The organism is Streptomyces sp. NPDC046261 (assembly GCF_040646235.1).
Lineage (GTDB): Bacteria > Actinomycetota > Actinomycetes > Streptomycetales > Streptomycetaceae > Streptomyces.
In genome coordinates this window covers 70,882-91,087 of the sequence record NZ_JBEYZU010000009.1, presented here as the reverse complement: position 1 = coordinate 91,087, position 20,206 = coordinate 70,882, and the positions used below count along the sequence as shown (strand labels likewise).

The following is a 20,206-nucleotide window of genomic DNA, read 5'->3' as shown; positions in this document are numbered from 1 at the left end:
CTTCGCTTCCCCTTCCCTTCCCCTTCCCTTCCCGTTCCCGGTCGTCTTCCCTTCCCCTTCCCTTCCCGTTCCCCATCCGCCCCGCATTCCGTGCCGATAATCCGACGCGGGGGCTTCCCGGACCTTCCCCGAGGCGCGTGATCGACCGGTGGTTCATATTCGGCCGCGGCGCCGCCGGAGGAGCGAGTTGACCATGGGGGCGGGTCGGGTGCGGCGCCCGCACGGCGGCTCGGTAACCTAAGCCCGCTGACACAGACCCTTATCTCGTGCGTACCTCGTACTCGTACTTCGTCAAGGAGATGCCGCCGCCGTGAGCAGCAGCCTTCGACGCGGCGCTCTCGCCGCTTCCGCCCTCGTGCTCTCGATCGCCTCGCTCACCGCCTGCGCGGCGGGCAACAGCGCGCAGACGCTGGAGGTCAAGCCGGACAACGCCGCCACCTCGGTGGGTGACGTCAAGCTCCAGAACATCAACGTGATCACCCAGCCGAAGCAGGACGCCACCGGTCCCGCCGTGATCACCGGCCAGATCTTCAACAACGGCCGCAAGGACCAGACGCTCCGCTCGATCAAGCTGCCCGGCAAGAACGTGGACGTGAAGCTCACGCCCGCCAAGGGCAAGTCCGGCGACATCGTGGTGCCGGCCGGCGGCTCGGTGCTGCTGGGCGGCAAGGACAACGCGTCCGCGGTGCTGCCCAAGGGCCGTGAGGGCCTCAAGGACGGCGAGTCGCAGCCGCTGGTGTTCAACCTCAGCTCCACGGGCGACGTGAAGATCTCGGCGTTCGTCGTGCCCGCGACGAGCTACTTCAAGGAGTGGGGCCCGGAGGAGATGCCGGCCCAGGGCAAGCCGGGCGGCAAGCCCGCCAAGCCCGGCAACGGCGTCGCCACGAGCCCGGCCGGCGTGGACGGGGGCCAGCAGAACGGCCAGACCGGCGGCCAGCAGGGTCAGACCGGCCAGACCGCCGGCCAGCAGGGCCTGAACGGCCAGCCGAACGGCCAGAACGGCCTCGCCACCCCGGCCACCCCGGCCGCCGGCCAGCCGTCGACGCAGCCGGCCGCCCCGCAGCACGGCGCCGGTCACTGAGAACGGGCGAGGGGCCCGGAAGCTTCGGCTTCCGGGCCCCTTCCGCATACGGGCCGCGACACGGTCCGCGCTCCACGGTCTACGGCTCGAACTTGTACCCCAGGCCGCGGACCGTGACCAGGTAGCGCGGCGCGCCCGGGTCGGGCTCGATCTTGGCGCGCAGGCGCTTGACGTGGACGTCCAGCGTCTTGGTGTCGCCGACGTAGTCGGCGCCCCAGACGCGGTCGATCAGCTGCATGCGGGTCAGTACGCGCCCGGCGTTGCGCAGCAGCATCTCCAGGAGGTCGAACTCCTTCAGGGGCAGGTCGACCTTGGCGCCGGAGACGGTGACGACGTGCCGGTCGACGTCCATGCGGACGGGGCCGGCCTCCAGTGCGGCCGGGGTGACCTCCTCCGGCTCGCCGCGGCGGCGCAGGACGGCACGGATGCGGGCCACCAGCTCCCGGGACGAGAAGGGCTTGGTGACGTAGTCGTCGGCTCCTATCTCCAGGCCGACGACCTTGTCGATCTCGCTGTCCTTGGCCGTCACCATGATCACGGGCACGTTGGAGCGGCCGCGCAGCTGCCGGCAGACCTCGGTGCCGGGCAGGCCCGGCAGCATCAGGTCGAGCAGGACCAGGTCGGCGCCGTTGCGTTCGAACTCGTCCAGCCCGTCGGGCCCGGTGGTCGCGATGGCGACCTCGAACCCTTCCTTGCGGAGCATGTAGGACAACGCGTCGCTGAAGGATTCTTCGTCCTCGACGACGAGCACTCGGGTCACGGGATGACCTCCGGTCGGGTCTTTGGGGTACACAGCGCGGTGGGGATACGGGCGGCGGTCTCGTCCACGGCGACGAGGGTCACGGAAGGGCCTGCCGGGTGGGGCGGGCCGGAGGGGTGGGGCTGGTGGGGAGTGCGGGGTCGGGGTACGCCTCGTCGTCGAGCTCGCCCTCGGCCTCGTCGGCACCCGGGTCGCCGGGGCCGAGCAGTGGGCCATTGCGCTCGCGCTGGTCCCGCTCGCGGTCGCGGACGGCACCGGCCTCGGGCAGGCGCAGGGTGAAGGTGGAGCCCTGGCCCTCGGCGCTCCAGACGCTGACCTCGCCGCCGTGCGAGGCGACCACGTGCTTGACGATGGACAGGCCCAGGCCCGTACCGCCGGTGGCGCGGGAGCGCGCGGGGTCGACGCGGTAGAAGCGCTCGAAGACGCGCTCGCGGTCCTTCTCGGAGATGCCGATGCCCTGGTCGGTGACGGCCAGCTCGATGAGGTCGCCGCCGGGTGCGGCGACGCGGCGGGCGGCGATGCCGACGCGCGTACGGGCGGGGCTGTAGTTGACCGCGTTCTCGACGAGGTTGCCGAGGGCGGCCGCGAGCTGGCCGCGGTTGCCCCAGACGTGCAGGTCGGCGGTGCCTCCGCCGGGCAGCCGATGGGAGGTGCCCCCGGCGGCGATGGTGATCTGTTTGGTGCCGGCCTGGTGGCGGCAGCGGTCGATGGCCTCGGCGACGAGCTCGCCGACGGGGACCGGCTCGGCGTCCTCCAGCGGGTCGTCGTTCTGCACCCGGGAGAGGTCGATGAGCTCCTGCACCAGGTTGGTGAGCCGGGTCGCCTCGATCTGCATGCGGCCCGCGAAGCGGGTGACCGCCTCGGGGTCCTGGGAGGCGTCCATGACGGCCTCCGAGAGCAGGGACAGGGCGCCGACCGGCGTCTTGAGCTCGTGGCTGACGTTGGCGACGAAGTCGCGGCGGACGGCCTCGATGCGGCGGGCCTCGGTGAGGTCCTCCACCAGCAGCAGCACGAGCCGGGAGCCGAGCGGGGCGACCCGGGCCGAGACCGCGAGCGCGTCGCCGCGGCCGGTGCCGCGCCGGGGCAGGTCGAGCTCGACCTGGCGTATCTCGCCGTCGCGGCGGGTGTCGCGGGCCATCTGGAGCATGGGCTCGACGGCGAGCTTGCCGCCGCGCACGAGCCCGAGGGCGTACGCGGCCGAGCTGGCCTTGACGACGGCGTCGGCCTCGTCGAGGACGACGGCGGAGGAGCGCAGCACGGACAGTACGGTGTCGACGCCGGGCGGCAGCACGGCGTCGGTGTGCAGGGAGCTGCGGGTGGGGCGGGCCTGGTCGCGCTCGCTCCAGCGGAACGCCAGCATGGCGATGACGCCGGTGCACACTCCGGCGATCGCTGCTGCTGCGGCGACGGCCGCGTCCAGGTTCATGTGTCCAGGTTATGCGGGTGCGCCGACACGGCCACAGCCAAATGGGGGCCGTCTCGAACATACGTTGCCGAGAGTTCACCTTGGCGTCGGTGGTGGTTCACTCCGCCGGTCGGCGGCCGTCGCGTTCCGGCCGGAACGTGGCAGTGTGAGCGGGCGGAGACACCCCGGCCACCGGTAGTACCCAAGGCGAGAGAAGGTCAGGCAATGCGGGACGCGTACCACGAGGAGCTGGATTCGATCGGCGAGGGCCTGGTCGAGATGGCCCGGCTCGTGGGCTCCGCGATCGGGCGCGCCACCACGGCGATCCTGGACGCGGACCTCAAGCTGGCGGAGTCCGTGATCGCGGCGGACACCAAGGTGGACGATCTGCAGCGGGACCTGGAGGCACGGGCGATCGCCCTGCTGGCCCGGCAGCAGCCGGTGGCCACCGATCTGCGGATCGTCGTCACGTCGCTGCGCATGAGCGCGGACCTGGAGCGCTCCGGGGACCTCGCCCAGCACGTGGCCAAGCTGGCCCGGCTGCGCTTCCCGGAGACGGCGGTGCCGCGCGACCTGCACGCCACGATCCTGGAGATGGGCCAGCTGGCGCAGCGGCTGATGGCGAAGGCCGCCGAGGTGATCATCACCAAGGACGTGGACCTGGCGCTGCAGCTGGAGCAGGACGACGACGCGATGGACCTGCTGCACCGGGCGCTGTTCCAGCACCTGATGGACGACCGCTGGCAGCACGGCATCGAGACGGCCGTCGACGTGACGCTGCTGGGCCGTTACTACGAGCGCTTCGCCGACCACGCGGTCTCGGTGGCCAAGCGCGTGGTCTATCTGGTGACGGGCGAGCACGCGGACGAGCTGACCCAGTCCGAGGGGCGGCAGGGCACGCCGGAGGCTCCGTAGCGCCGGCGCTCCGCCGCGTCCCTCCGCTCCGAATGCCCCGATGCGCCCCCGTGCGCCCGTACATATGTACGCGAGAGGCATTGACGGTCCGCCCGGTCGGTCCTTGACTGGACGGGAAGGCAGACACCCTTCTAGGAGGAACCGAATGAGCGGCTGTCAGTGTGGTCCCGGGTGCTCGTGCGGCTGCCAGAGCGGCGGTCCCTGCCAGTGCGGCGGCTGCGGCTGACGCTCCCGCACGTCACTCACACGTACGAAGTCGGCCCCCGTCCGGGTAGCTACCGGACGGGGGCCGACGTTCTGCGCGCGTGAGGGCGGTTACTTCTTCTTGCCCTGGTTCTTCACGGCCTCGATGGCGGCCTTCGCGGCCTCCGGGTCGAGGTAGGTGCCGCCGGGGACGACCGGGCGGAAGTCGGCGTCGAGCTCGTAGGCGAGCGGGATGCCGGTGGGGATGTTCAGGCCCGCGATGTCGGCGTCGGAGATGCCGTCGAGGTGCTTGACCAGGGCGCGCAGGGAGTTGCCGTGCGCGGCGACCAGGACCGTGCGGCCGGCCAGCAGGTCCGGGACGATGCCGTCGTACCAGTACGGCAGCATGCGGACGACGACGTCCTTGAGGCACTCGGTGCGCGGGCGCAGCTCGCTCGGGATCGAGGCGTAGCGCGGGTCGTCGCTCTGCGAGAACTCGGTGCCGTCCTCGAGCGCCGGCGGCGGGGTGTCGTAGGAGCGGCGCCAGAGCATGAACTGCTCCTCGCCGAACTCGGCCAGGGTCTGGGCCTTGTCCTTGCCCTGGAGGGCGCCGTAGTGGCGCTCGTTCAGCCGCCAGGAGCGGTGGACGGGGATCCAGTGGCGGTCGGCGGCCTCCAGGGCGAGCTGCGCGGTGCGGATCGCGCGCTTCTGCAGGGAGGTGTGGACCACGTCGGGGAGCAGGCCGGCGTCCTTGAGCAGCTCACCGCCGCGGACTGCCTCCTTCTCGCCCTTCTCGTTGAGGTTGACGTCCACCCAGCCGGTGAACAGGTTCTTCGCGTTCCATTCGCTCTCGCCGTGGCGGAGGAGGATCAGCTTGTACGGTGCGTCGGCCATGCCCATGAGCGTAATCGACCGCGCGAGCGGCTCGCGCCCCGGACGTTTGACGGTGAACGTCAATTCATTGGCATGCACAAGATCAGCCAAGTAAGTTGCGAATCAGAGATTCGGTACTTACGCACGGGGGCCACCGCATGTCGATCGCCAGCATACGAAGGGCCGCGAGGCAGAGCGTCTCGGGACTGCCACGGGAGTTCTGGTGGCTGTGGACGTCGACGCTGATCAACCGGCTGGGTTCCTTCGTCGCCACATTTCTGGCCCTCTACCTCACCCTCGACCGTGGCTACTCGGCCTCCTTCGCGGGGCTGGTCGCGGCCCTGCACGGGCTCGGCGGAGTGATCTCCTCCCTCGGTGCCGGCGTCATGGCCGACCGGCTCGGGCGGCGGCCCACGCTGCTGATCTCCCAGGTCTCGACCGCCTTGTCGGTGGCGCTCCTCGGCTTCATGCAGCAGCCCCTGGCCATCGCCGCCGTCGCGTTCGTCACGGGCATGGCCTCCAACGCCTCACGGCCGGCCGTCCAGGCGATGATGGCCGACATCGTCCCGGCCGAGGACCGTGTCCGCGCCTTCGCCCTCAACTACTGGGCCATCAACGTCGGCTTCGCCCTCTCCTCGCTCGCCGCGGGCCTGATCGCCGAGCACAGCTATCTGATCGGCTTCCTCGGCGAGGGCGCGCTGACCCTCGTGTGCGCCGTGCTGGTCTTCTGGAAGCTGCCCGAGTCCCGGCCGGAGCCGACGGGCGCGAAGGGCGCGGGGGCGGCGGACGAGCCCGCCGTCAGCCTCCTGACCGTGCTGCGCGACCGGCGCTTCATGGCCGTCGTCGGCCTGTCCTTCCTGATGGCCTTCATCTTCATGCAGCACTCGGTGGCCCTGCCCGTGGCCATGGGCGCCGACGGCTTCTCGCCGGCCGACTACGGCACCGTCATCGCCGTCAACGGCGTGCTGATCGTGGCCGTGCAGATCCCCGTCACCCGGCTCATCGAGCGCCGCGACCCCCGCTCGCTGCTGGCGCTCTCCGCGCTGTTCGCGGGCTACGGCTTCGGGCTCACCGCGTTCGCCGGGTCGATCGGCGTCTACATGCTGACCGTCGTCGTCTGGACCCTGGCCGAGATCGTCAACTCCCCCACCCAGATGGGCCTCGTGGTGCGCCTGTCACCGGCTCACGGGCGGGGCCGCTACCAGGGGATGTACACCATGTCGTGGTCCGTGGCCGCGCTGGTGGCCCCGCTGGTGGGCGGAACGGTGATCGACCGCTTCGGGCCGGACATGCTGTGGGGGATGTGCGCGGTGGTGGGCACCGTGGCGGCGGCCGGCTACTGGCTGCTGATGCGGGGGCTGCCGGCGGAGGCCACCGAGGGGGCGGCAGCCCCGGGGCCGGCCCCCAAGGAGACGGAGCCGGCGGCGGCGTGAGGGAGCGGGACTCCGGTCACTCCTCCCGCGTCAGGCGCGTGAACGCGTCGAGGTTGCGCGTCGACTCCCCCCGCGACGTGCGCCACGCGTACTCCTTGCGGATCGCGCTCGCGAAGCCCATCTCCAGCAGCGTGTTGAAGCTGCCGTCCGCGTGCTCCAGCACCGTGCCGAGGATCCGGTCGACCTCCTGCGGCGTCACGGCGGCCAGCGGCAGCCGGCCCACGAGGTAGACGTCACCGAGCCGGTCGACGGCGTAGGCCAGGCCGTAGAGCTTGGTGTTGCGCTCCAGCAGCCAGCGGTGCACCGCCCCGTGGTTCTCGTCGGGGCACCGTACGACGAAGGCGTTGACCGACAGGGAGTGGTTGCCGACGACCAGCGAGACGGTGGTCGACAGCTTGCGGGTGCCGGGGAGCTTCACGACGTACGTGCCGTCGGACGGGCTCTCCCATTCGAGGCCCGCCTCGTCGAGGGTCCGCTCGACGGTGGTCTTCGCGTCAGACATGTGCCGAGCGTAGGCGACGGCGGCGCTCGCCGATCGCCGCGGTGTACACCTCGGCGGTCGCGGCGGCGGCCGCGCCCCAGCCGAAGGACTGGGCGTGCCGGGCGGCGGCCGCGCCCATGCGGTCCGCGAGCCGCGGCTCCTCCGCGAAGCGGCGCAGCGCGGCGGCGTAGCCGACCGGGTCGTGGCCCTCTATCAGGAAGCCGCTGACCTCGTCGCGTACGGCCACGGGCAGGCCGCCGACGGATGCCGCGACGACGGGCGTGCCGCATGCCTGGGCCTCGATGGCCACCAGGCCGAAGGACTCGCTGTAGGACGGCATCACCAGCACGGAGGCCGCCCGGTACCAGTCGGCGAGCTGGTCCTGTCCGACCGGCGGGCGGAAGCGGACGACGTCGGCGATGCCCAGGCGGGCGGCCAGCTTCTGCAGCCCCTCGGGCTTGGCCATGCCGCTGCCGCTGGGACCGCCGACCACGGGCACCACGATGCGCGAGCGCAGGGCGGGCCGCTGGTCCAGGAGCTCGGCGACGGCGCGCAGGAGGACATCGGGGGCCTTGAGGGGCTGGATGCGGCCGGCGAACAGCGGGATCAGGGCGTCGGCCGGCAGGCCCAGGCGTGCGCGGGCCGCGGCCCGGCCGTCGGAAGGCCGGAAGCGGTCGAGGTTGACGCCCGGGTGGACGACGGCGACCTTGGCGGGGTCGGCCTCGTAGTGGTGGACCAGTTCCCGCGCCTCGCCGTCGGTGTTGGCGATGAGCCGGTCGGCGGCCCGCACGATCTGCGTCTCGCCGATCACGCGGGCGGCGGGCTCGGGCGTGTCGCCCTCGGCGAGGGCGGCGTTCTTGACCTTGGCCATGGTGTGCATGGCGTGCACCAGCGGCACCCCCCAGCGTTCGGCGGCGAGCCAGCCGACGTGACCGGAGAGCCAGTAGTGGGAGTGGACGAGGTCGTAGTGGCCGGGCCGGTGGCCGGCCCACGCCTGCATCACGCCGTGCGTGAAGGCGCACAGCTGCGCGGGCAGCTCCTCCTTGGCCAGGCCCTCGTAGGGGCCGGCGTCGATGTGCCGGACCAGCACGCCGGGGGCCAGCTCGACGCTGGGCGGGAGGGCGCCGGTGGTGGCGCGGGTGAAGATCTCGACCTCGATGTTGAGGTCGGCCAGTCGCCTGGCGAGCTCGACGATGTAGACGTTCATGCCGCCGGCGTCGCCCATGCCGGGCTGGTGGAGCGGGGAGGTGTGCACGCTCAGCATCGCCACCCGGCGGGGGCGGCGGGTGCTGCCGAGGCGGCGCAGCTGGGCCTTGGGGAACGTGCCGAGCGTCCGGCCCCGGCGGGCGCCGAGCCTGGCTGCGTACTGGCTCACCGTGTGTCCTCCGTCTGCCGAGGGTCCGTCCCTGGGGGCGCTCACCGCCTGTCAACCAGTGTGAACGTCGCGGAGGCGGGCTCCCCTTCCCGCCTTTGCCAAACAGTGACCCAGCGCCCTTCCTTCCCTCACCGACGCCTCACCGACCCCTTCACCGCCTGGTCAGCGCCGCTCCGGCGGCACAGTCCGCACCCGGCCGGGCTTAGGCTCTATGCCCATGGCCGCCCGTACCACCCCGCCCCACCGCCCGATCGGTTCGGCGACGCGCGGCACCACCAACCCCAACCGGCTGCGCCGCATGGACCGCTGGATCGCCGCCGCCCACGCGGGCGCCCTGCGGCGCAGCGCGGACCCGGTCGCGGTGGACCTCGGCTACGGCGCCGCGCCGTGGACGGCCGTCGAGCTGCTGGAGCGGCTGCGGACCGTACGGGCCGACGCGCGGGTCGTGGGCATCGAGATCGACCCGGCGCGGGTCGCGGCGGCCCGGCCCTACGAACGACAGGGCCTGTCCTTCGCGCACGGCGGCTTCGAGGTGCCGCTGCCGGGGGGCCGCCGTCCGCTGCTGATCCGTGCCGCGAACGTCCTGCGGCAGTACGACGAGGGCCAGGTCGAGGAGGTCTGGGAGCGGCTGTGCGGCCGGCTCGCCCCGGACGGGCTGCTCGTCGAGGGCACGTGCGACGAGATCGGCCGCCGGCACGTGTGGGTCGCGCTGGGGCCGGAGGGGCCGCGCACGATCACGTTCGCGGCCCGGCTGGGCTCGCTCGGCACCCCGTCCGATCTCGCCGAGCGCCTGCCGAAGGCGCTCATCCACCGCAACGTGCCGGGCGAGCCGGTGCACGCGTTCCTGCGCGACTTCGACCGGGCGTGGGCGGCGTTCGCGCCCTACGGTGCGCTCAGTGCGCGGCAGCGGTGGATCCGGACGGCGGCCGCGCTCCGGGCGGACTGGCCCGTGACGGACGGGCCGGGCCGCTGGCGGCAGGGCGAGCTGACGCTGGCCTGGTCGGCGCTGGCGCCGAACGGCTGAGTTTCCGCCGGACGGGCTCAAATTGAGCCCGTCCGGCGTTTGAGGACAAGAAACGGTGAAAGGGCGGGTAGGGGAAAGGGCGCCTCAGCCCAGCGCCGCCAGGAACGCGTCCACCAGCGGGCGGTCCCGGTCATGGCTGAGCCGGGCCCGGGCCTCCGCGGGCGGCAGCCACAGGAGGCGGTCCACCTCACGACTGGGCTCGAAGGAGCCGCCGAGCGCCTCCGCCGCCCAGTAGTGCACCTCCTTGGCGCGCCCCTCCGCCACATAGCGGGCGGTCGGCAGCACCGCGCCCAGCACGCAGCGCATGCCCGTCTCCTCCAGCACCTCGCGCACCGCGCCCGCCCTCGGGCTCTCGCCGCGCTTGAGCTTGCCTTTGGGCAGCGACCAGTCGTCATATTTCGGTCTATGGACGAGCGCTATCTCGACCCGCTCGCGCATCCGCCACAGCACGCACCCCGCGGCCAGCACGGGCGTCTCCGCGGGGCCGGTCACGGCGTCGCCACCGTCAGCCGCTGCCAGATGCGCCCGAAGGCGTAGCGCGCCGCCTCCACCTCGTGGCGCTGGTCGGCGTGCAGCACCCCGAGCGCGTAGGCCGTCGCCGGGGCGATGCGGGGCGTACGGGCGGCGGTCGCGGCGGCGGCCGCCGCCTCGGCGGCCTCGCGGTGCCGGTCCAGGGCCTGGCCCGCGCCCAGCAGCCGTACGGACAGCGAGGGCTCCGCCTCGTCCTGGTGCTGCTCGTCGAGCACCTCCTGCGCGTACCGCCTCAGCCGCACCAGCCGGCGCACGTGGTGCCATGGCGCGTCCTGCCGGCCCTCCGCGGGCGGGGCGTCGGCGGCCGGCGTCGCGGCGAGGCCGCAGGCCAGCGCCTCGGCGTTGTACGGCAGCCCCGCCACCGACAGCGGCAGGGCGTCCACCGCGTCCATCAGCCGCCGGTGCGTCTGCTCCGCCAGGCAGGGCAGCGCCTCCCGGGCGAGGAGATCGTGCGCGGCGGGGTCCAGCGGCACCTCGGAGGCCAGCACGGCGACCGCGTCCGCCACCGCGTGGAAGCGCGAGGTGCCCAGGGCCTGCAGCGCCGCTGAGTGCGCGCGCGTACGGGCCAGGGTCAGCTGCCGGTCCAGCAGCGCGCCGGCCCGGGCCGCGCCGACCGTCAGCCCCGCGCCGGCCGCCGCACCCGGCGCGGGCTCCGTACCGTCCGCCCCCGACAGCCGGTGCAGCGCTCCCCGCAGCCGCGCCAGCCGGGCCGCGTACGCGTACTCGCGCCCCAGCACATCGGTCAGCCACACCAGTTCGCCGCGCAGCGGATCCGTCCACGCGGCGTCCGTCAGGGGCCGGTACACGTGCAGCGTCCCGGCGATGCGGCGCGCCGAGCGGCGCAGCAGCCGGGCCGCCTCGCCCGCGTCCTCGGCGTCGGAGCCGCTCTCCGCGTGCAGCCGCAGGCTCCGCAGGAACTCCGTGGCGCGCCCTTGCAGATAGCCGGCGAGGACGTTCGCCGCCGTCGTGGAGCCGCCCTCCGGGGCGGGCACGCCCACCGCGGGTGCCCCGGATCGTTTTGTCATCATCGTTTCCTGCCCCCCGGGCGCGGTGACCGTAACCGGTGGATCATGGGGTCGCCGGGCCACGCCGGCGCCTCCGGGCGTCTATGAGCATCTCCTGCACGTTCCGCAGCGGCTGCCCGTCGGCGTCCGTGGCCCGCCGCGTCCAGTTGCCGTCCGGGCCCAGGTGCCAGGAGGCGGTGCGGTCGGACACCCCGAGCTCCAGAAGTTTGCTGAGCGAGGCCCGGTGCCCGGGGTCGGCGACGCGCACCAGCGTCTCTATGCGCCGGTCGAGGTTGCGGTGCATCATGTCGGCGCTGCCGAGCCACACTTCGGGCTCACCGCCGTTGCCGAACGCGAAGACCCGCGAGTGCTCCAGGAACCGGCCGAGGACGCTGCGCACGCGGATGTTCTCCGACAGTCCCGCCACTCCGGGGCGCAGCGCGCAGATGCCGCGCACCCATATGTCGACCGGCACGCCGGCCTGCGCCGCGCGGTACAGGGCGTCGATGACGGCCTCGTCGACCATCGAGTTGACCTTGATGCGGATGGAGGCGGGGCGCCCGGCCCGGGCGTGCGCGGTCTCCTTGGCTATCCGCGAGATGAGCCCGTCGCGCAGCGATCTGGGGGCGACCAGCAGCCGCCGGTAGGTCTCGCGCCGCGAGTACCCGGAGAGCCGGTTGAAGAGGTCGGAGAGGTCGGCGCCCACCTGGGGGTCGGCGGTCAGCAGCCCGAAGTCCTCGTACAGGCGGGCCGTCTTGGGGTGGTAGTTGCCGGTGCCCACGTGGGCGTAGCGGCGCAGCGTCTCGCCCTCCTGGCGGACCACCAGCGACAGCTTGCAGTGCGTCTTGAGGCCCACCAGCCCGTAGACGACGTGACAGCCGGCCTCCTCCAGCTTGCGGGCCCACTTGATGTTGGCCTGTTCGTCGAAGCGCGCCTTGATCTCGACGAGGACGAGCACCTGCTTGCCGGATTCGGCCGCGTCGATGAGCGCGTCCACGATCGGGGAGTCGCCGGAGGTCCGGTACAGCGTCTGCTTGATCGCCAGCACGTCCGGGTCGGCGGCGGCCTGTTCGAGGAACGCCTGGACGGAGGTGGAGAACGAGTCGTACGGGTGGTGCAGCAGCACGTCCCGTTCCCGGAGCGCGGCGAAGATGTCGGGCGCCGAGGCGGACTCGACCTCGGCGAGGTCACGGTGCGTGCCGGCCACGAACTTCGGGTACTTCAGCTCCGGCCGGTCCAGCGCCCCGATGGCGAAGAGCGCGGTGAGGTCGAGCGGGCCGGGCAGCGGATAGACCTCGGCGTCGGAGATCTTCAGCTCGCGCACGAGCAGGTCCAGGACGTACGGGTCGATGGTCTCCTCGACCTCCAGCCGCACGGGCGGGCCGAAGCGGCGCCGCATGAGCTCCTTCTCCAGTGCCTGGAGCAGGTTCTCCGCGTCGTCCTCCTCGACTTCCAGGTCCTCGTTGCGCGTCACCCGGAACATGTGGTGCGCGAGCACCTCCATACCGGGGAACAGCTCCTCCAGATGCGCCGCGATGACGTCCTCCAGCGGGACGTAGCGCTGCGGGGACGCCTCCAGGAACCGTGGCAGCAGCGGCGGCACCTTCACGCGCGCGAAGTGGTCGTGCCCGCTGACGGGGTTGCGCACGACCACGGCGAGGTTGAGGGAGAGCCCGGAGATGTACGGGAAGGGGTGGGCGGGGTCGACGGCGAGCGGGGTCAGCACGGGGAAGATCTGCTGCCGGAAGAGGGTGAAGAGCCGCCCCTGCTCCTTCTCCGTGAGCTCCGGCCAGCGGATCAGGTGGATGCCCTCCTCGGCCAGCTCGGGGGCGACGTCCTGCTGGTAGCAGGCCGCGTGCCGGGCCATGAGCTCGCGCGAGCGGGTCCAGATCAGTTCCAGGACCTCGCGGGGCTGGAGCCCGGAGGCGGAGCGGGTGGCGACGCCGGTGGCGATGCGGCGCTTGAGGCCGGCGACGCGGACCATGAAGAACTCGTCGAGGTTGCTGGCGAAGATCGCCAGGAAGTTCGCTCGTTCGAGCAGGGGCGTGGCCGGGTCCTCGGCCAGCTCCAGCACCCGCTCGTTGAACGCCAGCCAGCTGCGCTCGCGGTCCAGGAAGCGCCCCTCGGGCAGCGGCTCCGCCTCCACCGCGCTCTCGCCGTCGTAGGCCGCCAGGCCCTCCTCCAGGTCCGGCACGCCCGCCACGACAGCCGCCTTCGGCCGGTGGGCTGCGATGAACCCCACCGGATCGGTGGCGTCGCGGGCCTGGGCGCTCGCGCCGGACGACTGGCTCATACCTCCATTGTTCCGCGCCGGGTCCGGTACGGCCGCGTCGGAAAGGGACGCGGGGGCGGCGCGTAGCCTTCGTTCGGTTGCGCGAGGCGCGGCGGGCTGCATTGGGCAAGGCTCGCAACCGAGGTTGAATCAGGGGTAACGCGCACGTGACGCCCCGGGGTCCGGCCACCGATCAGGACCACCGGGGCCGCCCGGGGACGGCACCGGAGCGCGCCGCTCAGGTGCACGGTCGGAGCCCCTCGCTCAGGGGCACCGCCAGGGCGCCGCTCAGGGCACTGCCGGAGCCCCCTCAGGGGCACTGCCGGCGCACCAGCCGGAACGCGAGAGCGGCCACCAGCGCGGCCAGCGCCACCGTGATCCCGGTCTCCGCCCACTGCATCGGCCACAGGTTCGACGCCGGGTGGTAGTCGAGGTACCAGCCGGTGGCGTGGTGCTGGGTCACGCAGTCCTCGGGGCTGACCCCCACCTTGCAGTCCGGCTCGGGGATCCGCCCGCCGCCCAGCCCGATCATGCCGCGCTCGGTGATCCAGTCGTCGGCTCCCCTGATCAGCCCCGGCATCTCCTTGGACAGCTCCGTGACCGGGCCGGTCAGCCTCTCCCGCAGGGGTGCCAGCACCGCACCGGTCACCAGGGAGGTGGCGAGGGCCGCCGCGCCCATGGCCGCCACCGTGCGCCGCAGCAGCAGGCCGGTGACGGCTCCGACGGACAGCGCGAGCAGGCACTGAGCGACCGGCACGGGCCCGATCATCTCGTACGACCGGAACCACCACTGTCCGGGCACCATCAGCGCGGGCAGCTGCCGCCACGTCCAGGTGTAGACGGCCGACAGCAGCGAGACGCCCGCCAGGATCGCCGCGCCCGGTACGGCGAGCTTCATGGCGAGCCAGCGCAGCGGCGAGACGGACTGCGTCCACGCCAGCTTGTACGTCCCGCTCTCCAGCTCGCGGGCGATCAGGGGCCCCGCGACGAACGCCGCGACGATCAGCGGCAGGAACTCGATGACGATGCCGCCGTAGCGCAGCGGATCGGCGAGGTTCTCGCGGAAGTAGTCAAGCGTCCTGTCCGGGGCCCTGCAGTCCTCGGTCGTCGTGCACGCGTTCTTCAGGTCGTGCGCGCGGATGTAGTCGACCAGCTCGGAGCGCAGCACCACCAGCGCCGCGACGAAGGCGATCAGCAGGCCCAGCGCCGCCCACGCCGTGAAGCGGTGCTGCCGCAGCACCAGCCAGGCCATGCCGCGCGGCCTGATTCCGCGTGGCACCGCGCCGGTGTCCGGGGCCGTCTCCGTCGTCGTGGCCGTCATGCCGCCGCCTTCGGGGAGGGGTCGCGCGGCTCGGCGGAGGGCGCGATGAGCGCGGGCGCGCCGGGGGCGCGCAGGTGGGCGAGGATCAGTTCCTCCAGGGACGGTTCGGCGGTCTCCCAGTGGCCCCGGACCGGCCCGTCGGGCCGTATGAGCGCGGTGAGCTGACGCCCCGTGGTGCGCGCCTCGACGATCGTGTGGGCCGCGAACTCGCGCGGCGTGCCGGCCTCCTCGTACCGGCCCATGACCAGCCGGTGCGCGGAGAGGAGGTCCTCGACCTCGCCCGCGAGGCGCACCCGCCCCTCGGCTATCAGCAGCAGGTAGTCGCAGACGCCCTCGAGCTCGGCCAGGACGTGGGAGGCCATGACGACGGTGGTGGAGTTCTCGGCGGCCTCGGCCATCAGCGCGGCCATCATCTCGTGGCGCACGAGCGGGTCGAGGTCGCCCATCGGCTCGTCCAGGAGCAGCAGCCCGGGCCGCTTGCCGAAGGCGAGGGCGAGGGCCACGCGGGTGCGCTGACCGCCGGAGAGGGTGCCGACGCGCGCATCCGGCGAAAGGTTTCCGCTCCGGACGAGGCGCTCCGCGGCGGCCTGGTCCCAGCGGCCGGGGTTGAGCTCGCGGCCCAGGCGCAGGGTCTCGGCCACCGTGAGGTTCGGGTACAGCGGCTTGTCCTGGGCGAGGTAGGACACGCGGGGCCGCACACCCGGGTCGCCCGGCCCGCCGCCGAACACGCCGAGCCGGCCCCGGGTGGGCCGGCGCAGCCCGGCGGCCAGGGCCAGCAGCGTGGACTTGCCCGCGCCGTTGGCCCCCACGAGCGCGCAGACCCGCCCGGCGGGCAGCCGGAACGAACAGTCGCGCAGCGCCCAGCCACGCCGGTACTTCACCCCCAGGCCGACCGCCTCCAGAGCGGTCCGGTCAGGAAGAAAGGTCAGGTCGGTCATGCGGTCCCCTCGCTCACGTAATGCCGGTCCCGGGCCGCCGCGGGGCCCCCGCCCCGGTCATCGCCCCGGCTCCCGGCCCCGGTCGTCGCCCCGGCCACCGCTACGGTCGTCGCCCCGCTCCTCGAAACAGGTCTCGTCGAGGACGGCGGCGACCAGCGCGGCCACGTCCTCGCGGTCGAGGCCGGCGGTGCGGGCCCGGGCCATCCAGGCGGCCAGTTCGGCGCGCAGCGGCGAATCGGGGGCGGCGCCGGGGCGTGCCAGGGAGCGGCGTACGAACGTTCCCAGGCCGGGGCGCGCCTCGACCAGGCCCGCGCGGTCGAGCTCGCGGTAGGCCTTCAGGACGGTGTTGGGGTTGATGGCGGTGGCCGCGACGACCTCTTTGGCCGTGGGCAGTTTGTCGCCGGGGCCCAGCAGACCGAGCCGCAGGGCCTGTTCGACCTGGCGGACGATCTGCAGATAGGTGGCGACACCGCTGCGCCGGTCGATGCGGAACTCGACCATGCGCATCACCCTTCCACTAATTGACTAGTGAAAGGGTGATGGGGCGGCCCGGCCCCTGTCAACCGCCGGCGTCAGCCGCCCGCGACGGGCGTCAGCTCTCGGTCCGGTACATCAGGTCCGTCTCGTGCGTGGCGAACCCGAGCCGCTCGTACACCGCCACGGCCGGCAGGTTGTCCGCGTCCACGTAGAGCATCGCCGTCGGCAGCCCCCGGGCCGCGAGGTGCCGCAGGCCCACCGACGTCAGCGCCTTGCCGAGGCCGCCGCCCTGGGCCCCGGGCCGTACGCCCAGCACGTACACCTCGCCGAGGCCCTCCTCGGCGTGGACCTTCGTCCAGTGGAAGCCGATGATCTCCCCCGCCCGCTCGGCCAGGAAGAAGCCTTCCGGGTCGAACCAGGGCTCGGCCTTGCGGTCGTCCAGGTCGCGCTGGGTCAGCGAGCCCTGCTCGGGGTGGTGCGCGAAGGCCGCCGCGTTCACCGCGAGCCAGGCCGCGTCGTCCTCGCCGGGCCGGAAGGTGCGCACCGTCACACCCTCGGGCAGTACGGGCTCGGGCAGGTCCAAATCGTGCAGCGTGCGCCGCATCTGCCGCAGTTCGCGGAACAGGCTCAGGCCCAGCACCTGGGCCAGGTGCCGGGCGGCGGGGTGGCCGCCGTGCGCCCACACGCGCAGCCGCTTGCCGGATTCGGTCAACAGGGCGACCCCCAGGGTCCGCCCGTGCCCGCGCCCGCGGTGGTCCGGGTGGACCACGAGCTCCCCCGCCGGGGCCTCCACCGGATCGCTGTCCTCCAGTTGGCCGTAGCCCACCAGCGCCTTGTCCGCGTCGCTCAGCAGCACGTGCCGCACCCCCTCGCGCCGCCCCTTGAGCTGCAGACGCCCCTGCTCCGAAACGGCCGGCTGACCGTCCACGGCCGCGGCCTCCCCGATCAGCCGCAGCACGTCCCGCACCTGCTCGGGCGCCAGTTCGTCCAGCACCGCGATCCGCCGCTGTCCGCTCACGTCATTCACCACGTCGCTCATGCTGCGAGCCTACGGCCCCGGCACGTCACCCTTCCGTTACCTCTCCCCACCTGCCGAGCTACGCGCGTCGACCGTATGCTGCGCCCGACCTGATAAACCCCCAAGCACCTTCTCAAAAAGGGGAACGCATGCCCGCGAAGACGCTGCCTCGACGCAAGCGCCTCGCCCTCACGCGGCTGACCGCCACCGCCGCCGTACTCGCCGCGACCGCGGGGACCCTGGCCGTCTCCGCGGCCCCGGCGGGCGCCCGCGACCAGGGCCGCACCGTGGACGTACAGCTGCTCTCGTTCAACGACCTGCACGGCAACCTCGAGCCGCCGCAGGGCTCCTCCGGCACCGTGACGGAGACCCAGGCCGACGGCACGACGAAGGCCATTCCGGCCGGCGGCGTGGAGTACCTCGCCAACTCGCTGCGCACGGCCCGCAAGGGCCACGAGTACTCGATCACGGCGGCCGCCGGCGACATGATCGGCGCCAGCCCGCTGATGACCGGCCTCTTCCACGACGAGCCGACCATCGAGGCGCTCAACAAGATCAAGCTGGACGCCAGCTCGGTCGGCAACCACGAGTTCGACGAGGGCCGCGCCGAACTGCTGCGCATGCAGCGCGGCGGCTGCCACCCGAAGGAGGGCTGCTACGAGAAGGGCAAGACCTTCCAGGGCGCCGACTTCCCCTACCTCGCGGCCAACGTCACGGACGAGAAGACCGGCAAGCCGATCCTCAAGCCGTACACGATCTGGAAGCACAAGGGCGTCAAGATCGGCATCATCGGTCTCACGCTCGAGGGCACCCCGGACGTCGTCACGGCGGAGGGCGTCAAGGGCCTGAAGTTCCGCGACGAGGTCGAGACGATCAACAAGTACGCCAAGGAACTCGACCGCCAGGGCGTGAAGTCGATCGTCACCCTCATCCACGAGGGCGGCCTGCCGGCGTCCGGCTCGTACAACTACAACTGCGACACCCCGGGCGCGGGCGCGGGCATCTCCGGTGCCATCGTCGACATCGCGAAGAAGGTCACGCCCAAGGTGGACGCCCTGGTCACGGGCCACACCCACCAGGCCTACGCGTGCACGATCCCCGACCCCTCGGGCGCCCCGCGCACGGTGACCTCGGCGGCCTCCTTCGGCCGCCTGTACACGGACACGACGCTCACCTACGACCGCCGGACCAAGGACATCGTCCGCACCAGCGTCAAGGGCCCGCGCGCCACGAACCACGTCGTGAACCGTGAGCAGCCCAAGGCCGCGGACATGACGAAGCTCATCGACCGCTGGAAGACCCTGGCGGCCCCGGTCGCCAACAAGCCGGTCGGCTACATCTCCGCCGACATCAACGGCCGCGGCTCCGAGGACTACGAGAAGCCGCTCGGCAACGTCATCACGGACGCCCAGCTCGAGGGCACCGCGGCCCCGGACAAGGGCGGCGCCCAGATCGCCTTCATGAACCCCGGCGGCATCCGCTCGGACCTGGCCCACAAGGCCTCCGGCGGCGAGGGCGACGGCGTGGTGACCTACGGCGAGGCGTTCACCGTCCAGCCGTTCACCAACATGATGCAGACCAAGTCCCTCACCGGCGCCCAGCTCCTGGCGGTCCTGCAGCAGCAGGTCAGCGGCCCCAACGAGGCCCAGCCGAAGATCCTGCAGGTCAGCAAGGGCCTGACCTACACCCTGGACCTGACGAAGAAGGGCGCCGACCGCATCGTCGCCTCCTCGGTCAAGCTCAGCGGCACGCCGATCGAGGCGGGCAAGACCTACCGCGTCTCGGGGAACGAGTTCCTCATGGGCGGCGGCGACGGCTTCCCGGCCTTCAAGGAAGGCACGAACAAGCACGTGGGCGCGTCGGACCTGGACGTCTTCGTGGCGTACCTCCAGGCCCACTCGACGAAGGAGGCGCCGCTGGCGCCGCCGAAGGCCGAGCGGATCACGATCGTGAAGTAGCTCGCCGCGTACGAGCCGCGCGTGGCCGCCGCCCTGATGTCGGGGTGGCGGCCACGCGCCGTTGAGCGCACGGTGGTGCGGGGTGGCGCACGCGCGCATGGCGGGCATGGCCCGCCTCCCGGAACGGTAGATCAGCTGGCGATCACACCCCCTCCCCCGCACAAGGAGTCAGCGATGAAGCGCTTTCCCCGCACCCTGGCAACCGCCGCCGCCACGCTCTTGTTGACCTTGGGCGGTACGGCCGCCCTGGCGACGCCGGCCCAGGCGGACGTCCACCTCAATGTGGGCGACCTCGTCACGGGCGAGCTCAACCAGGTCGTTGACGCGAGCGTCGCGGGCATCAACCTCGTCCACGCCCAGAACCCCGTGGGCGGCGCCCTCGACTGACCCCGGCGGCCGCCCCCGAAGCACCGCTACGCCGCTACGCGGCTTCGGGGGCGGCAGGCACCTGTACGAGTGGAACGGGACCGAAGGTGAGGCGCCAATCAGAGGCCCCGGGGACGATGACGGCATGCCGGTAAACCCGCACAGCGGCCAGTCCGCGCCTCTCGTCCGCTGCAATCGCTGCCACAACCCCATGTGGTGGGACACGACACCGGGCCAACCGCCCTCCTGGTACTGCTCGGCGTGCAATCACCCGCCAGAGCGGAAGATCAATGCCGCCGCCATGCCCGCTCCGTGCCCCATGGGATGCAGCAGCCCCATCACGGAGATCCGGAACAACGTGAAGCGGTTCGTCTGCCATTAGGCGGTGCGCCGGCCTCGTCCACCGATCACGAGAACCGCCCTGCTTTGGCGGCTCGTATCAGCCCGTGCAGCGCCGCAGGCGTCACGGTCAGGATCGCGTCGGGGTCGTCGCTTTCGCGGATGAGGCGGACGTCGGGGTATGCGGTGGCAATGTTGAGGCAGTTCCCCGCATCTGCGGAGTACGAAGACTTCTGCCAAGCGATCACGGTCGCCCTCCCCCACGGCTTGGTAGCTGCCCAGCCTTGGCGGCTCGTATCAGCCCATGCAGCGCCGCAGGCGCAACGGTCAAGATATTGCCAGGGTCATCGCTCTCGCGTAAGCACACCGCGCCAGCGCCCGTGGCGGCGACATTCACGCAATTGCCCCCGTCGCCACTGAAGGAGGACTTCTGCCATGTATCAGTAGGCACC

20 protein-coding genes are annotated in these 20,206 nt (G+C 72.4%); 6 read left to right on the top strand and 14 right to left on the bottom strand.

Annotated elements, in window-relative coordinates; all coding sequences use genetic code 11:
- Window positions 1-310: 310 nt before the first annotated feature.
- Entirely contained in the window at window positions 311-1,081 is a 771-nt protein-coding gene (locus tag ABZ956_RS18370) for a DUF461 domain-containing protein (RefSeq protein WP_361894165.1), read from the top strand.
- A gap of 79 nt (window positions 1,082-1,160) precedes the next feature.
- Here ABZ956_RS18370 and ABZ956_RS18365 read toward each other — a convergent pair whose 3' ends face one another.
- Both ABZ956_RS18365 and ABZ956_RS18360 read right to left on the bottom strand, forming a co-directional pair.
- Entirely contained in the window at window positions 1,161-1,841 is a 681-nt protein-coding gene (locus ABZ956_RS18365; RefSeq protein WP_361894162.1) for a response regulator transcription factor, read from the bottom strand.
- A 79-nt stretch (window positions 1,842-1,920) separates the two neighbouring features.
- Complete coding sequence (locus ABZ956_RS18360) at window positions 1,921-3,267, bottom strand: ATP-binding protein (RefSeq protein ID WP_361894159.1); 1,347 nt, start codon at window positions 3,265-3,267, stop codon at window positions 1,921-1,923.
- 204 nt (window positions 3,268-3,471) lie between these two features.
- On the opposite strand from ABZ956_RS18360, the gene phoU reads away from it, so the two are divergent.
- Entirely contained in the window at window positions 3,472-4,161 is a 690-nt protein-coding gene (gene phoU, locus ABZ956_RS18355; RefSeq protein WP_360917015.1) for a phosphate signaling complex protein PhoU, read from the top strand.
- A 315-nt stretch (window positions 4,162-4,476) separates the two neighbouring features.
- Here the strand turns inward: phoU and ABZ956_RS18350 are convergent, their stop codons facing one another.
- Complete coding sequence (locus ABZ956_RS18350; protein ID WP_099199152.1) at window positions 4,477-5,238, bottom strand: phosphoglyceromutase; 762 nt, start codon at window positions 5,236-5,238, stop codon at window positions 4,477-4,479.
- Between the two features lie 137 nt (window positions 5,239-5,375).
- Between ABZ956_RS18350 and ABZ956_RS18345 the strand changes: the two genes are divergently transcribed.
- Window positions 5,376-6,650 (top strand): MFS transporter, encoded by a 1,275-nt coding sequence (locus tag ABZ956_RS18345; RefSeq protein WP_361894155.1) that lies wholly within the window; start codon window positions 5,376-5,378, stop codon window positions 6,648-6,650.
- A gap of 16 nt (window positions 6,651-6,666) precedes the next feature.
- Here the strand turns inward: ABZ956_RS18345 and ABZ956_RS18340 are convergent, their stop codons facing one another.
- Both ABZ956_RS18340 and mshA read right to left on the bottom strand, forming a co-directional pair.
- Window positions 6,667-7,152, bottom strand: a complete 486-nt coding sequence (locus ABZ956_RS18340; protein ID WP_361894152.1) for a YbjN domain-containing protein — start codon at window positions 7,150-7,152, stop codon at window positions 6,667-6,669.
- Entirely contained in the window at window positions 7,145-8,437 is a 1,293-nt protein-coding gene (mshA, locus tag ABZ956_RS18335) for a D-inositol-3-phosphate glycosyltransferase (RefSeq protein WP_361894661.1), read from the bottom strand. Before mshA ends, ABZ956_RS18340 begins: the two co-directional genes overlap by 8 nt.
- A gap of 286 nt (window positions 8,438-8,723) precedes the next feature.
- On the opposite strand from mshA, the gene ABZ956_RS18330 reads away from it, so the two are divergent.
- Window positions 8,724-9,530, top strand: coding sequence for a class I SAM-dependent methyltransferase (locus tag ABZ956_RS18330; protein WP_361894149.1), 807 nt, complete (start codon window positions 8,724-8,726; stop codon window positions 9,528-9,530).
- 84 nt (window positions 9,531-9,614) lie between these two features.
- On the opposite strand, the gene ABZ956_RS18325 is transcribed toward ABZ956_RS18330, so the two are convergent.
- The 7 genes from ABZ956_RS18325 to mshD form a co-directional block, all read right to left on the bottom strand.
- Window positions 9,615-10,022: an NUDIX hydrolase gene (locus ABZ956_RS18325; RefSeq protein WP_361894146.1), complete on the bottom strand. Its 408-nt coding sequence runs from the start codon at window positions 10,020-10,022 to the stop codon at window positions 9,615-9,617.
- On the bottom strand, window positions 10,019-11,086 hold the full coding sequence (locus tag ABZ956_RS18320) for a CHAD domain-containing protein (protein WP_361894143.1): 1,068 nt from the start codon (window positions 11,084-11,086) through the stop codon (window positions 10,019-10,021). Before ABZ956_RS18320 ends, ABZ956_RS18325 begins: the two co-directional genes overlap by 4 nt.
- Window positions 11,087-11,129: 43 nt before the next feature.
- Complete coding sequence (locus ABZ956_RS18315; RefSeq protein ID WP_361894140.1) at window positions 11,130-13,358, bottom strand: RNA degradosome polyphosphate kinase; 2,229 nt, start codon at window positions 13,356-13,358, stop codon at window positions 11,130-11,132.
- A gap of 289 nt (window positions 13,359-13,647) precedes the next feature.
- Entirely contained in the window at window positions 13,648-14,658 is a 1,011-nt protein-coding gene (locus ABZ956_RS18310) for a hypothetical protein (RefSeq protein WP_361894138.1), read from the bottom strand.
- Complete coding sequence (locus ABZ956_RS18305) at window positions 14,655-15,596, bottom strand: ABC transporter ATP-binding protein (RefSeq protein WP_361894135.1); 942 nt, start codon at window positions 15,594-15,596, stop codon at window positions 14,655-14,657. The genes ABZ956_RS18310 and ABZ956_RS18305 overlap by 4 nt, the downstream gene beginning before the upstream one ends.
- 57 nt (window positions 15,597-15,653) lie before the next feature.
- Complete coding sequence (locus ABZ956_RS18300) at window positions 15,654-16,097, bottom strand: GntR family transcriptional regulator (RefSeq protein ID WP_361894133.1); 444 nt, start codon at window positions 16,095-16,097, stop codon at window positions 15,654-15,656.
- Window positions 16,098-16,188: 91 nt separating this feature from the next.
- Window positions 16,189-17,112: a mycothiol synthase gene (gene mshD / locus ABZ956_RS18295; RefSeq protein ID WP_361894131.1), complete on the bottom strand. Its 924-nt coding sequence runs from the start codon at window positions 17,110-17,112 to the stop codon at window positions 16,189-16,191.
- A 128-nt stretch (window positions 17,113-17,240) separates the two neighbouring features.
- Here mshD and ABZ956_RS18290 point away from each other — a divergent pair, with 128 nt between their 5' ends.
- Window positions 17,241-19,049 (top strand): bifunctional metallophosphatase/5'-nucleotidase, encoded by a 1,809-nt coding sequence (locus ABZ956_RS18290; RefSeq protein WP_361894128.1) that lies wholly within the window; start codon window positions 17,241-17,243, stop codon window positions 19,047-19,049.
- Window positions 19,050-19,223: 174 nt separating this feature from the next.
- Window positions 19,224-19,436, top strand: coding sequence for a hypothetical protein (locus tag ABZ956_RS18285; RefSeq protein WP_361894125.1), 213 nt, complete (start codon window positions 19,224-19,226; stop codon window positions 19,434-19,436).
- 386 nt (window positions 19,437-19,822) lie between these two features.
- Here the strand turns inward: ABZ956_RS18285 and ABZ956_RS18280 are convergent, their stop codons facing one another.
- Entirely contained in the window at window positions 19,823-20,002 is a 180-nt protein-coding gene (locus ABZ956_RS18280; protein ID WP_361894122.1) for a DUF397 domain-containing protein, read from the bottom strand.
- Window positions 19,999-20,205 carry a DUF397 domain-containing protein gene (locus ABZ956_RS18275; protein ID WP_361894119.1) on the bottom strand — a complete coding sequence of 69 codons (207 nt, stop codon included), beginning with the start codon at window positions 20,203-20,205 and terminating at the stop codon, window positions 19,999-20,001. Before ABZ956_RS18275 ends, ABZ956_RS18280 begins: the two co-directional genes overlap by 4 nt.
- Window position 20,206 lies beyond the last annotated feature (1 nt).

Excerpts from the sequence above, each read along its gene's own strand:
- ABZ956_RS18310 (WP_361894138.1), bottom strand. The coding sequence starts at position 14,658 with ATGACGGCCACGACGACGGAGACGGCCCCGGACACCGGCGCGGTGCCA.
- ABZ956_RS18305 (WP_361894135.1), bottom strand. The coding sequence starts at position 15,596 with ATGACCGACCTGACCTTTCTTCCTGACCGGACCGCTCTGGAGGCGGTC.
- ABZ956_RS18315 (WP_361894140.1), bottom strand. The coding sequence starts at position 13,358 with ATGAGCCAGTCGTCCGGCGCGAGCGCCCAGGCCCGCGACGCCACCGAT.
- ABZ956_RS18345 (WP_361894155.1), top strand. The coding sequence starts at position 5,376 with ATGTCGATCGCCAGCATACGAAGGGCCGCGAGGCAGAGCGTCTCGGGA.
- ABZ956_RS18285 (WP_361894125.1), top strand. The coding sequence starts at position 19,224 with ATGAAGCGCTTTCCCCGCACCCTGGCAACCGCCGCCGCCACGCTCTTG.
- ABZ956_RS18360 (WP_361894159.1), bottom strand. The coding sequence starts at position 3,267 with ATGAACCTGGACGCGGCCGTCGCCGCAGCAGCAGCGATCGCCGGAGTG.
- phoU (WP_360917015.1), top strand. The coding sequence starts at position 3,472 with ATGCGGGACGCGTACCACGAGGAGCTGGATTCGATCGGCGAGGGCCTG.
- ABZ956_RS18350 (WP_099199152.1), bottom strand. The coding sequence starts at position 5,238 with ATGGCCGACGCACCGTACAAGCTGATCCTCCTCCGCCACGGCGAGAGC.
- ABZ956_RS18300 (WP_361894133.1), bottom strand. The coding sequence starts at position 16,097 with ATGGTCGAGTTCCGCATCGACCGGCGCAGCGGTGTCGCCACCTATCTG.
- ABZ956_RS18320 (WP_361894143.1), bottom strand. The coding sequence starts at position 11,086 with ATGACAAAACGATCCGGGGCACCCGCGGTGGGCGTGCCCGCCCCGGAG.
- ABZ956_RS18330 (WP_361894149.1), top strand. The coding sequence starts at position 8,724 with ATGGCCGCCCGTACCACCCCGCCCCACCGCCCGATCGGTTCGGCGACG.
- mshD (WP_361894131.1), bottom strand. The coding sequence starts at position 17,112 with ATGAGCGACGTGGTGAATGACGTGAGCGGACAGCGGCGGATCGCGGTG.
- ABZ956_RS18340 (WP_361894152.1), bottom strand. The coding sequence starts at position 7,152 with ATGTCTGACGCGAAGACCACCGTCGAGCGGACCCTCGACGAGGCGGGC.
- ABZ956_RS18290 (WP_361894128.1), top strand. The coding sequence starts at position 17,241 with ATGCCCGCGAAGACGCTGCCTCGACGCAAGCGCCTCGCCCTCACGCGG.